Origin of the sequence: Robertkochia sediminum, from assembly GCF_016786255.1 — a bacterium.
Classification (GTDB): domain Bacteria; phylum Bacteroidota; class Bacteroidia; order Flavobacteriales; family Flavobacteriaceae; genus Robertkochia; species Robertkochia sediminum.
Genome location: NZ_JADMKT010000067.1, coordinates 85,314 through 98,584, shown reverse-complemented (window position 1 = coordinate 98,584; position 13,271 = coordinate 85,314). Strand labels below are relative to the sequence as shown.

The following is a 13,271-nucleotide window of genomic DNA, read 5'->3' as shown; positions in this document are numbered from 1 at the left end:
TCCACTATGGAAAAATCAAAACTTATTTATTCATCCACTCTTCGATCTCCTCTACCTCGATCGGAATATTCCTCATCAGGTTAAAAGGCTCGTCATTATCGCGTATGACCACGTCGTCCTCGAGACGGATCCCCATTTTTTCTTCAGGGATATAGATCCCCGGCTCAACGGTAAACACCATATTCGCGGTCATCGGAGCTTTGAGAGGCCCGTAGTCGTGAGTATCTAATCCGATGTGGTGACTGGTACCGTGCATGAAGTATTTCTTGTATGCCGGCCAATCCGGATTTTCATTCTGAACATCTGCCTTATCCAGCAGTCCGAGTCCGAGCAGCTCACTGGTCATAAGCTTCCCTACCTCTTCGTGATATTCTTTCCAGAACGCACCGGGCACCAACATTTTGGTAGCATCGTTCTTTACGCGCAATACGGCATTGTACACTTCCTTCTGACGTTTAGTAAATCGACCATTCACAGGAATGGTACGGGTCATATCACTTGCGTAATTGGCGTACTCTGCCCCCACATCAAGCAAGAGCATATCGCCATCCTTACACTGATTCTTGTTCTCGATATAGTGCAGTACATTGGCGTTATTACCAGAAGCTACGATCGGGGTATAGGCAAATCCGCGGGAACGATTTCTAAGGAATTCATGCATGAATTCTGCTTCGATCTCATATTCCCAGACTCCCGGCTTAACGAACTGCAGGATCCTCTTGAATCCTTTTTCAGTAATATCACAGGCATGCTGTAAAAGGTCGAGCTCCTGGGTTTCCTTGGTACCGCGGAGGTGCTGAAGGATCTGGTTGCTCTTCTCCCACTTATGGGCAGGATATTTCTTTTTGCACCATTTGATAAAGCGATCTTCACGGGTCTCTGTCTCTACAGCCTGGCGGTAGTGTTCATTGGTATTGAAGTACACCGACTCGGCCTCGGTCATGATGTCGTGAAAGACCTTTTCGAATTCGGTAAGCCAGTAAACGGTTTTAATACCACTCACCTCAAAAGCCTTTTCCTTGGTGAGCTTCTCTCCTTCCCAAACGGCAATATGGTCATTGGTTTCCCTTACAAAAAGGATTTCCCGGTGCTTTTCTTCAAAGGCATCCGGAAAGAGCACAAGAATGGTCTCTTCCTGATCGGCCCCACTAAGATAGAACAGGTCTCTGGCCTGTTGAAAAGGCATCGTACTATCGGCTCCAATGGGATAAATGTCGTTGGAATTAAAAACAGCAATACTCTTCGGCTTCATTTGAGCCATGAATTTCTTTCTGTTTTTGATGAATAGATTACGGTCTATTAGGTCGTATTTCATATCTATTGTTTAAATTTCCTCAAATTTAAGAAGATTGGCATCCTTAAGCGTTAAACTTGAACAAAATTGTTAGGCAAAATGCTAACTGCCTTTCGCGATTTAAAAACCAACCCTATTATGAAATACCCATTATTGTTTTCCCTGCTGGCCGGACTCCAGTTCCAGATGCAGGCACAACAACCTGCCACCACCCCTGAATCTAACCTGGAGGCATTAAAAGAAAAAGCAGCACTCACATCCAACTCCCGCGTACAGGCGCTACCTTTGGAAAATATAGGGCCATCGATCATGAGTGGCCGTGTAACGGATATCGCGGTAAATCCGAAGGACCCCACTGAATTTTACGTTGGTTATGCCAGCGGTGGACTTTGGCATACGAATAACAACGGGACCACCTTTACCCCTGTTATGGATAATGCACCCACTCAAAACATAGGCGACCTGGCGGTGAACTGGGAAACCGGAACCATCTGGGTAGGTACGGGGGAGAACAATGCCTCCCGCTCGTCTTACGCCGGCATCGGTATGCTGCGATCAGACGACCAGGGCGCTACCTGGACACATAGCGGACTTCCGGATGCGCACCATATCGGACGTATTATTCTTCATCCTGAAGATCCGAACACCCTTTGGGTAGGTGTAACAGGTCATTTGTACTCACCTAACGAAGAACGCGGTGTATACAAGTCGACAGACGGCGGTAAGACCTGGAAAAAAACCCTTTACATTAACAACGAAACCGGGATCATCGACCTGGCCGCTGTACCGGGAGACCCGCAGACCCTCTTTGCCACTGCATGGCAAAAAGACCGAAAAGCCTGGAATTTCATTGGAAACGGAAATGGCTCGGGAATCTATAAAAGTACAGATGGCGGGGAGAACTGGACCCTGATCACGACCGAAGAGAGCGGCTTTCCAACCGGGGAGGGCGTTGGCCGTATAGGACTGGCCATTTACAATAACAACACGATCTTCGCCATTCACGACAACCAGTTTCACCGTGAAAAGAAGGGTGATGCGACAAAGGACAAGGACCACCTTTCTAAAGACGATTTTAAAGAAATGGATGTGGAGACCTTCCTTGCTCTCGACAATAAGAAACTAAACACCTACCTCAAGACCAATGGCTTCCAGGAAAAATACCGTGCAGAGAACGTGAAACAGCTGGTGAGAAGTGGGGCGGTAAAACCTATCGACCTGGCCAATTACCTGGAAGATGCCAATGCCATGTTGTTTGACACACCTGTGATCGGAGCGGAGGTTTATAAGAGTACCGATGGCGGAGCCACCTGGTCAAAAACACATGAAGGCAGTATCGAAGACCTGTTCTACAGCTATGGATACTATTTCTGCCAGATCGCAGTAGACCCTAACAATCCGGAAAAATTATACGCCGGGGGTGTACCTATTATTCGCTCGGACGATGGCGGTAAGACCTGGAAATCGATCAATGGTGACAATGTGCACGCCGACCACCACTCTATTTGGATCAATCCGGAGAAACCCGGCCATATTATTAATGGTAATGATGGCGGAGTGAATATTAGTTATGACGATGGAGAATCCTGGATCAAGAACAACACCCCATCGGTGGGACAATTCTACGCTATTGAGGTAGACAACCAGGAACCCTACCATATCTATGGCGGACTTCAGGACAACGGGGTATGGATGGCCCCTCGTAATGCGAGGGAAAATACAAGCTGGCATCAGCAAGGTGAATACCCATGGAAAATGATCATGGGTGGCGACGGGATGCAGGTAGAAGTAGACCCAAGGAACCCCAATATCGTTTACACCGGATTCCAGTTCGGAAATTATTTCCGCATTGACCTTGAGGCAGCGTCGAGAAAGTACATCCAACCAAAACACGAGCTTGGAGATCGACCATACCGCTTTAACTGGCAAACACCTATTTTATTATCACCCCACAATGCAGACATTCTCTACCTGGGTGGCAATAAGCTCATGAGGAGTATGGATAAGGGTGATACCTGGGAGGCGATCTCAGACGATCTTACCACAGGCGGTAAACCCGGTAATGTGGCCTATGGCACCCTAACCACTGTAAGTGAGTCGCCTTTCCGTTTCGGGCTCCTGTATACCGGTAGCGACGACGGATTAATTCATGTTTCTGAAAATGGCGGCAGCACCTGGAAACTTATTTCAGAAAGCCTCCCTAAGGATCTATGGGTGAGCCGTGTGATAGCATCTGCCCATGACGAGAACACCGTATACGCCACCCTTAACGGATACCGTTGGGACGACTTTACACCTTATGTATATGTAAGTACCGATAAAGGTACTACCTGGAAGAACATAAGCAGCAACCTTCCATTATCCCCTGTAAATGTGATCATTGAAGATCCGTCAAACAAAGACCTGCTCTTTGCAGGAACCGACAACGGACTCTATGCAAGTTTCGACGGGGGGATGCACTGGGAGCCCTTTAGCAATAATCTGCCGGAAGTAGCGGTTCACGATCTGGCCATACAGGAACGCGAGAGCGACCTCGTGGTGGGCACCCATGGCCGCGGTATCTATGTAATAGATATCGCTGCATTGCAGCATGCAAATGCAAATGTTCTAAAAGAAGAGCTTGTGATCTTCGAGCTTCCGGAAACCAGGCGCTCACCAAGGTGGGGAGCCTCAAGAGCATGGGGCAATCCCTATGAGCCGGAAATGGAGATCGTGATCTACAGTCTTGCTGAAGGCGAGGCAACCCTGGAGGTAACCGATGACTCAGGCAATAAGCTCAAAACCTTTAGTTCTCCGCTGAAGAAAGGATTCAACCTGGTTGCATACGACCTTTCTGCAGATGAAGATCTGGCAAACCGCTACAACAAAAAGAACCGTTCTAATAAGCTCCGAAGTGCTGCGAACGGAACCACCTATTTACCCAAGGGAACATTTACCCTGAAGGTTAAAAAAGATAAGGCCACAACCGAAAAGTCTTTTGAAATAAAATAGTCGAATGTTAAAGTAAATCATAAACCCCAGTAACTTACTGGGGTTTTTATTATATTTGAATACGACCTGTGTTATTCTTGTAAAATCGCAATGAAATAACATAATTTTTCAGGAAACCGCCATAAATAATGCACACCAAGTACTTTAAAATCGTTCTAAATTCCCTCTAAAAAGGGGTGCTTACTCTTGTGCAATAGTATGCACTGGGTTAAATTTGCTAGGAACTAACAAAACTATTTCAATGAGCGGATTACTGAACACTTCAATTGCCAGGAAGGTAGCGATGGCGCTGTCCGGTCTCTTCCTGATCACCTTTTTGATCATACATGTTATCATAAACTTCGCTTCGGTGATAAGCGCAGATACGTTTAACGAGTTGTCTCATTTTATGGGAACCAACCCTGTTATTCAGTTTCTCATGCAGCCTGTTCTTGTATTCGGGGTCGTATTCCATTTCGTTATGGGATTTGTCCTGGAACTTCAGAACAGAAAAGCACGTACCGTAAAATACGCTATGTTCAAGGGTAGTGCTAACGCCAGCTGGTTGTCGCGTAACATGATCATTTCAGGAGTTACTGTTTTAGCCTTTCTAGGCCTTCACTTTTACGATTTCTGGATCCCGGAAATGGTATACAAGTATGTGGAATTCAGCCCGGAGGACCCTTCCAGATACTTCCCGGAGCTGGTGCATAAATTTGAAAGCCCTGTAAGAACCGGTCTTTATGTGCTTGCCTTCATCTTGTTGGCCATGCACCTATGGCACGGATTCCAGTCGGCTTTCCAAACCATGGGAGTGAACAACAAATACACTCCGGCGATCAAAAAAGCAGGTATGATCTACTCGATCCTGATCCCTTTTGGTTTCATTTTTATCGCCCTATTCCATCATTTTAATCATTAAACCACTAAAAACATGGCAACTTTAGATTCAAAGATACCACAGGGCCCTATAGCCGAGAAGTGGACAAAACATAAGAGCGAGATCAACCTGGTTAACCCTGCGAACAAGCGTAATATAGACATTATCGTGGTAGGAACAGGTCTCGCCGGAGGATCGGCAGCTGCTACGCTTGCCGAACTCGGATACAATGTAAAGACATTTTGCTACCAGGATTCTCCCCGAAGAGCACACTCTATTGCAGCCCAGGGAGGTATTAACGCCGCAAAGAACTACCAGGGAGACGGTGACTCTGATTATCGTCTTTTCTACGATACCGTAAAAGGTGGTGACTACCGTTCAAGAGAGGCTAACGTATACCGCCTGGCAGAGGTTTCCGGAAATATTATCGACCAATGTGTGGCACAGGGTGTTCCCTTTGCACGTGACTACGGTGGATTACTGGACAACCGTTCGTTTGGTGGTGTACTGGTTTCGAGAACGTTCTACGCTAAGGGACAAACGGGACAGCAACTGCTGCTTGGTGCCTACAGCGCCATGAACAGACAAATAAACAGAGGTAAGATCCAGGCGTTCAACCGCCACGAAATGCTCGACCTCGTGATCGTTGACGGGAAAGCAAGAGGGATCATTGCCAGAGATATGGTAAGTGGAGAGATCCAGCGCCATTCTGCCCACGCGGTTGTGGTTGCTTCCGGAGGATACGGTAATGTATTCTTCCTATCTACCAATGCGATGGGAAGCAACGTAACTGCAGCCTGGAAGATCCACAAAAAAGGAGCTTATTTCGCGAACCCTTGTTTTACGCAGATCCACCCTACCTGCATCCCGGTTTCCGGTGACCATCAATCCAAGCTAACCCTGATGTCAGAATCGCTTAGAAATGATGGTAGGATCTGGGTTCCGGCAAAGCTGGAAGACGCCAAAGCAATTCGCGAGGGCAAACTTAAACCCACACAGATCGCTGAAGAAGATCGCGATTACTACCTGGAAAGAAGATACCCTTCTTTTGGTAACCTGGTACCTCGTGACGTAGCATCCAGAGCAGCTAAGGAGCGTTGTGATGCCGGTTTCGGTGTCAATGCAACCGGAGAAGCGGTTTACCTGGACTTCTCTGCGGCCATCATGCGCTACGGTAAAGAAAAAGCCATCACCAGCGGTATGAACAACCCTTCTGAAGAGCAGATCAGAAAGCTTGGAGAAGAGATCATCGAGGCTAAGTACGGTAACCTTTTCCAGATGTACGAAAAGATCGTAGATGAGAATCCGTATAAAACTCCAATGATGATCTACCCTGCGGTACACTATACCATGGGAGGTGTTTGGGTAGACTACAACCTTATGAGTACTATTCCCGGATGTTACGTAGCCGGAGAGGCCAACTTCTCTGACCACGGCGCGAACAGACTGGGTGCCTCGGCCCTGATGCAGGGTCTTGCAGACGGATATTTTGTACTGCCTTACACCATGGGTGATTACCTCGCAGATGATATTCGTACCGGAAAGATCTCCACAGACCTTCCGGAATTCGAAGAGGCCGAAAAACAGATCAAGGAGCAGATCAGTAAGCTTATTAACAATAAAGGAACCCATTCTGTTGACCATTACCACAAAAAGCTCGGTAAGATCATGTGGAACAAATGCGGTATGGCCCGTAATGCACAAGGCCTTAAAGAGGCCATGGAAGAGATCCGTGCCCTGCGCGAAGACTTCCACAAGAACGTGATCGTTCCGGGTGATGACAACGGAAAGAACTCAGAGCTGGAAAAGGCACTTCGTGTAGCCGACTTCCTCGAATTGGGAGAGCTCTTCGCCAAAGACGCCCTGCACAGAGAAGAATCATGTGGAGGACACTTTAGAGAAGAGTATCAAACTGCAGAAGGCGAAGCCCTGAGAGATGATGAGAACTTTAGATATGTAGCCGCCTGGGAATATACAGGAGACCCACAAAGTTCTGTCCTCCACAAGGAAGAATTGGTTTATGAGAACATCGAACTTAAGACCAGAAGTTATAAGTAAAACTGTTGCGCCCGCGCAACCCCTGTCCTATGGCAGGCCTAAAGCATCACGATTATGAATTTAAAACTCAAAATATGGCGTCAGAAAGATGCCAACTCGAAAGGGAAACTACACGATTACCAGATAAGCAACGTATCTCCCGATATGTCTTTTCTGGAAATGCTGGACGTACTTAATGAAGAATTGATAGCCAAGGGAGAAGAGCCGGTAGAATTCGATCACGATTGTCGTGAAGGGATCTGCGGTACCTGTTCCCTACAGATCAACGGAGAACCACATGGGCCCGACCGTTTGATCACCACCTGTCAGCTTCACATGAGAAAGTTCAACGATGGAGACACCATTTATATTGAACCTTTCAGAGCTAAGGCATTCCCGGTAGTTAAAGACCTTATCGTAGACCGTAGCGCTTTTGACCGTATTCAGCAAGCCGGTGGATTTATCTCTGTAAATACTTCAGGGAATACCATCGATGCGAATACGATCCCGATCAATAAGCACGATGCCGATAACGCCTTTGATGCAGCGACCTGTATCGGTTGCGGAGCTTGTGTTGCTGCTTGTAAGAATGCCAGCGCAATGCTTTTCACCTCAGCCAAGGTTTCGCAATTCGCCCAACTTCCGCAAGGTAAGGTAGAAGCTACAGAGCGTGTTATGAACATGGTTAGACAAATGGACCTCGAAGGATTCGGGAACTGCACCAATACAGGTGCATGTGAGATCGAATGCCCTAAAGGTATTTCACTGGAGAACATCGCAAGAATGAACAGAGAGTACCTTTCGGCTTCGCTTAAAGGATAACCCCCTTATATATGCTAAAAGAGAGCCCGTTTTTAAATCGGGCTTTTTTTATGGCCCGAAATTCCCAAAGTCACTCCCGGTTAATCCTTAACTATCTGTTTTTCAATGTTTTGAAGCGATTAATTCGTAGCTTTACCTAATTAAAATAAACAATCATGAAAACACTGATCACACGAACACTCACGCTTACCCTGTTGCTCACCATCACATTTGCTGCAGCGCAAACCATAAGTAAAGAAGAGCGTAAACGCGCACTAAACCTCTATGACCGGGCCATGTCGCAAACATCTGACTATGTCAAAGGACTTTCGGCTGAACAATTAAATTTTAAACCCTCAGAAGACAGCTGGTCTATTGCAGACTGCATAGAACACATGGCGCTTTCAGAAACCATGTTCATGGATATGCTTAATAAGTCGCTGGAAACTCCCGCCGACCCTTCAAAAGCCAGCAAGAAAAGCTTCGACGATAAGACCCTGTACAATATGATCACCGACAGGAGTCAAAAGGTGAAGACCTCAGCACCCCTGGAACCATCAAACAAGTGGTCCAGCACCAAAGAAACCTTCAAAGCTTTCAAACAGGCGCGAAAGGATACCGAGAAATTTATCAGAAAAACAGATAGTGACCTCCGAAACCATTACGCCGAACTGCCATTTGGCCCTATAGACACCTACCAGATGTTGCTCTTTGGAGCCGGGCACCAGATGCGACACAATGATCAGATCTCTGAGATCATGAATCACCCCAACTTTCCCGGTTCCTGAACAAATTAAAACAGGTCCCACAGAAGCTAAGTAAAGCGCGTTTAAGGCATTTCTTAGTTCGCTTGGCACACAGGTCCATAAAATTAAAAATACCGGGAAAAAGAACACTCGGAAGACATCAACATACAACCCGTTTTAAAACAAAAAAAGAGGCGCAAATCTAAATTTGCGCCTCTTTTTGATTTTACACCAATAAAGCGGGGTTTGGGGCCGTTCTGAGGGGCAATCAGAACATGAATAGCTTTTTGGTAACTAACATCAAACTTTTACTCAATTCCAGGATCGACGCTAAATTCTCATTCAGGGCTTTCAGTTCATTACGGAACCTGGAAACAACATTCCGGTAGGCTTCAGAATATCTTCGCATAGCATAGTAGTTTAAAGCAGGTTAGACATTTAGGAGGTATAAAAGTATGCAGCAACCTCAGGTTCTCATAATTAATGTTGCCAACCGGAGGTATTTTGTTGCAAACCACTCATTTACCACTCCTTATATGTTGAAAGAACGTTCAAATCATTTTCTGTAACAAACATATGTAATTTTCCTACATCCTCGACGAAAAACACTTTTTTTTCGATGAAATGCACGCCTAACCCAAAAAAAGACCCAAACGGGCCTTTTATATACTGTCTCAGGGGTAGATTAAAACTTCATTTCGGGAATATCCCCTTCCACTACAAGGGTACCGGCAGTAGCCTTAACGATATCTTCCACGCTAACACCTGGTGCACGTTCCTTCAAAATAAAGGCATTGTCCCGAATCTCCAGGACGGCCAGATTGGTGACTACTTTTTTCACACAGCCTACCCCGGTTAGCGGAAGGCTACAGCGTTCCAACAATTTAGACGCTCCCCGCTTATTGGTATGCATCATAGCCACGATGATATTCTCTGCTGAAGCGACCAGGTCCATAGCTCCCCCCATACCTTTTACCATCTTTCCGGGGATCTTCCAATTGGCTATATCCCCGTTCTCAGCAACCTCCATGGCTCCGAGTATGGTAAGATCGACATGACGGCCACGGATCATGGAAAAGCTCATGGCAGAGTCGAAAAATGAAGCTCCGGGCAGGGTGGTAATGGTTTGTTTCCCGGCATTGATCACATCGGCGTCTTCCTCCCCTTCAAAAGGAAAGGGTCCCATGCCTAATACTCCATTCTCACTTTGGAATTCTACAGCGATATCTTCCTGAACATAATTGGCTACGAGGGTAGGTATTCCGATCCCCAGATTCACATAATAGCCATCTTTAACTTCTTTGGCAATGCGTTGTGCTATTTGATCTTTTGTAAGGCTCATGTTATGCTGGTTTTCTTACGGTTCGTTGTTCGATTCTCTTTTCGTAGCGCTCACCCTGATAGATGCGTTGCACAAAGATCCCCGGAATATGTATGGCGTTAGGATCCAGTTCTCCGGCAGGGACGAGCTCTTCGACCTCCGCAACAGTGATCCTGGCAGCCCCACACATTACCGGATTAAAATTACGCGCTGTACCTTTAAAGATCAGGTTGCCGGCTTCATCGCCCTTCCAGGCTTTTACAAATGCAAAATCGGCATCAAAGGCATGCTCAAGGATATGCATCTTCCCATTGAATTCCCTACTTTCTTTCCCTTCACCAACCTCGGTGCCATAACCGGCAGGGGTATAAAATGCAGGCACACCGGCCTGGGCGGCCCGGCAACGTTCCGCCAGACTTCCCTGGGGGATAAGGTCTACTTCGAGTTCACCACTAAGCATTTGCCGTTCGAACTCGTCATTCTCCCCAACGTATGAAGAGATCATTTTTTTGATCTGATGATTTTGTAATAACAAGCCGAGTCCAAAGTCATCGACACCGGCATTGTTCGAAATACAGGTAAGGTCCTTAACGCCCAAGGCCACCAGCCGGGCTATACTGTTCTCCGGGATCCCACAGAGTCCGAATCCGCCGAGCATAAGGGTCATACCGCTTTCAACTCCCTTAAGAGCTTCCACAGCAGAGGGCACCTTTTTTTTGATCATAATTTTCAGTGTTTGTGATCGCTGTCGGTATCGCTACCGCAACGATGTTGGTTTTGTTCTAACCTGAAAATTACGAATAATCAATAAAAGGGTACAAAAAAATACAATAATGAAAACGAGAACCCGCTTATTAAAGCATATCCCCTAGAAGTCGATCTCGATCTTTGGCTTTTTCACCTTAGGAATACTGTCCACTTCAGCTTCCGGCAAGGAATCACAATCCACGCGAATGGTAAGTTCTTCCGGCGCTTCAAAATCTTCCTGAGAAACCGACAGGGTTTCGTCATTATAAACCTTCTTCATATACAGTCCCCAAATAGGCAATGCCATTGAAGCTCCCTGACCGTAGGTGATCCCGGCGAAGTGCGTCGCACGATCTTCTCCTCCGACCCAAACTCCCGTAACGAGGTCCGGCACCATACCCATGAACCATCCGTCACTTTGATTTTGGGTTGTTCCGGTCTTCCCGGCAATAGGGTTTTCAAACCCATAAGGATAACCGGTAATGATCTCCTTATATACCGGCACTTCACCAAGGGTGGTATGCCTCAATCGCATTCCGGACCCTGACTCGGTAACGCCTTTCATAAGATTCACGGTCGCATAGGCGATCTCCGGACTCAGCACGTCCTTAGTTTCCGGAACGTATTCGTAGAGTAAGGTTCCATTCTTATCTTCAATACGGGTGATCATAACAGGTTTCACATAAACCCCCTGGTTGGCAAAAGTACCATAGGCACCTACCATTTCGTAAAGGGAAATATCCGGTGTCCCTAGCGCGATGGAAGGCACTGCCAGAATATCGGCCTCAACTCCCATCTTTTTGATGAGCCTCACCACAGGTTCAGGCCCTACCATATCCATAAGTCTTGCCGTAATAGAGTTGATCGAGTTCGCTAAGCCTTGCTTCAAGGTAAGGTTCTCCCCGCTAAATTTACTATTGGAATTCTCAGGGCACCATGCCTCCATGTTACCGTACTTTCCGGCTTCGATACATGTAGGAAGGTCGGGGTACTCATCACAGGGCGAAAGGTGTAACTGGTCTATCGCTGTAGCGTAAACAAAAGGCTTAAAGGTCGAACCGGCCTGGCGTTTCCCTTGTTTTACCTGGTCGTACTGGAAGTGACGATAATCAATACCACCCACCCAGGCTTTTACGTGTCCTGTTTGAGGCTCCATAGACATCATTCCCGTTCTCAGGAAATATTTATAATACCTGATCGAATCATACGGCGTCATCACGGTATCGATCTCTCCTTCCCATGAAAAGACCTCCATAGGAACAGGTTCATGAAAAGAAGCTTCGATCTCCTTATCTTCTTTCTTAAGGTCGTATTTCATATGACGCCATCTTTCCGAGCGCTTCATGGTCACACGCATCAACGTGTCGATCTGCCCTTTTCTAAGGTCCTGGAAGGGAGCGGAGGGGTTGCGCTTTTTGGTGTTTTGATGAAAAAATTCTGCCTGTAATCTAGGCATATGTTCATTAACCGCATCTTCGGCATAGGTTTGCATGCGCGAATCAATAGTGGTAAATATTTTCAATCCGTCAAGGAAAATATTATACTTTGATCCGTCAGGCTTACGGTTTTCTTCTTCAGCCGCCCATTTCTTAAGCCAGTCCTGGAGATACATTCTAAAGTAGGTTGCCGTACCCTGGCTGTGAGATTCCGGATGGTAGTCAATCTCCAGGGGAATAGCCTGAAGGCTATCCTTAGTGCGCTCATCGATAAAATCGTTCTTATACATCTGGCTTAACACCACATTTCGCCTGTTGGTTACACCTTCGGGATTACGGCGCGGATTATAAAGGGCCGAGTTCTTAAACATTCCCACAAGCATGGCCGACTCTTCGATCTTCAGGTCTTTTGGTTCTTTCCCGAAATAGATCCTCGCCGCAGAACGAATTCCGTCGGCGTTATTATTAAAGTCGTATATATTGAAGTACATCGCGATGATCTCCTGCTTCGTATATTGCTTTTCAAGCTGTACGGCGATGATCCATTCTTTGATCTTCTGCAGGATACGCTCTCTGATGTTGGCCGAAACCTGTTCTGTAAAAAGCTGCTTTGCCAACTGTTGAGAAATGGTACTCGCACCTCCCTTAGTTCCCAGGAAAGCCACTGCTCTCAATGTTCCTCTGGCATCGATACCCGAGTGGTCATAAAATCGCTCGTCTTCTGTTGCGATCAGCGCATTTACCAATTCCTCTGGAAGCTCTTCAAAGGGCACGGGGGTACGGTTATCACTCAGATAGTATTTCCCAAGGGTCTGACCATCTGAAGAGATGATCTCTGAGGCGAGATTAGTTTGCGGATTCTCCAGGATCTCGAAAGTAGGCAGCGGTCCAAAAAAGCCATAGGCAGCCATGGCAAACACTCCTGCGATCAAGAGAACACCCAAGGCGAACAAACGCCAAAACCAACCGATATACTTTCTGAATCCCTGTGTTTTTTTCTTACTCTTTGAAGCAGCTTTCTTCGCCATAGATCAAATCC

General features: G+C 46.6%; 10 protein-coding genes. 5 read left to right on the top strand and 5 right to left on the bottom strand.

Translation table 11 applies throughout. The features are described from left to right. Positions 1-22: 22 nt before the first annotated feature. A complete protein-coding gene (locus IS446_RS03350; RefSeq protein WP_203058580.1) occupies positions 23-1,315 on the bottom strand; it encodes an aminopeptidase P family protein in 1,293 nt (430 codons plus the stop codon). Between the two features lie 117 nt (positions 1,316-1,432). On the opposite strand from IS446_RS03350, the gene IS446_RS03345 reads away from it, so the two are divergent. From IS446_RS03345 to IS446_RS03325, 5 genes are all read left to right on the top strand, one after another. Beyond that, positions 1,433-4,285, top strand: a complete 2,853-nt coding sequence (locus IS446_RS03345) for a VPS10 domain-containing protein (RefSeq protein ID WP_203058579.1) — start codon at positions 1,433-1,435, stop codon at positions 4,283-4,285. A 241-nt stretch (positions 4,286-4,526) separates the two neighbouring features. Further along, complete coding sequence (locus IS446_RS03340; RefSeq protein ID WP_203058578.1) at positions 4,527-5,186, top strand: succinate dehydrogenase cytochrome b subunit; 660 nt, start codon at positions 4,527-4,529, stop codon at positions 5,184-5,186. Positions 5,187-5,198: 12 nt separating this feature from the next. Further along, the gene (locus IS446_RS03335) at positions 5,199-7,202 is read left to right on the top strand and encodes a fumarate reductase/succinate dehydrogenase flavoprotein subunit (protein ID WP_203058577.1); all 2,004 of its coding nucleotides are present in this window, start codon (positions 5,199-5,201) and stop codon (positions 7,200-7,202) included. 54 nt (positions 7,203-7,256) lie between these two features. Further along, on the top strand, positions 7,257-8,003 hold the full coding sequence (locus tag IS446_RS03330; protein ID WP_203058576.1) for a succinate dehydrogenase/fumarate reductase iron-sulfur subunit: 747 nt from the start codon (positions 7,257-7,259) through the stop codon (positions 8,001-8,003). Positions 8,004-8,158: 155 nt separating this feature from the next. After that, positions 8,159-8,770: a DinB family protein gene (locus IS446_RS03325; protein ID WP_203058575.1), complete on the top strand. Its 612-nt coding sequence runs from the start codon at positions 8,159-8,161 to the stop codon at positions 8,768-8,770. Between the two features lie 226 nt (positions 8,771-8,996). On the opposite strand, the gene IS446_RS03320 is transcribed toward IS446_RS03325, so the two are convergent. The 4 genes from IS446_RS03320 to IS446_RS03305 all read right to left on the bottom strand — a co-directional run bounded on the left by IS446_RS03320 (position 8,997) and on the right by IS446_RS03305 (position 13,260). Then, positions 8,997-9,137 carry a hypothetical protein gene (locus IS446_RS03320; protein WP_203058574.1) on the bottom strand — a complete coding sequence of 47 codons (141 nt, stop codon included), beginning with the start codon at positions 9,135-9,137 and terminating at the stop codon, positions 8,997-8,999. 276 nt (positions 9,138-9,413) lie between these two features. Then, the gene (locus IS446_RS03315; protein WP_203058573.1) at positions 9,414-10,070 is read right to left on the bottom strand and encodes a 3-oxoacid CoA-transferase subunit B; all 657 of its coding nucleotides are present in this window, start codon (positions 10,068-10,070) and stop codon (positions 9,414-9,416) included. A 1-nt stretch (position 10,071) separates the two neighbouring features. Then, positions 10,072-10,773, bottom strand: a complete 702-nt coding sequence (locus IS446_RS03310; RefSeq protein WP_203058572.1) for a CoA transferase subunit A — start codon at positions 10,771-10,773, stop codon at positions 10,072-10,074. Between the two features lie 144 nt (positions 10,774-10,917). Next, the gene (locus IS446_RS03305) at positions 10,918-13,260 is read right to left on the bottom strand and encodes a penicillin-binding protein 1A (protein WP_203058571.1); all 2,343 of its coding nucleotides are present in this window, start codon (positions 13,258-13,260) and stop codon (positions 10,918-10,920) included. Positions 13,261-13,271 lie beyond the last annotated feature (11 nt).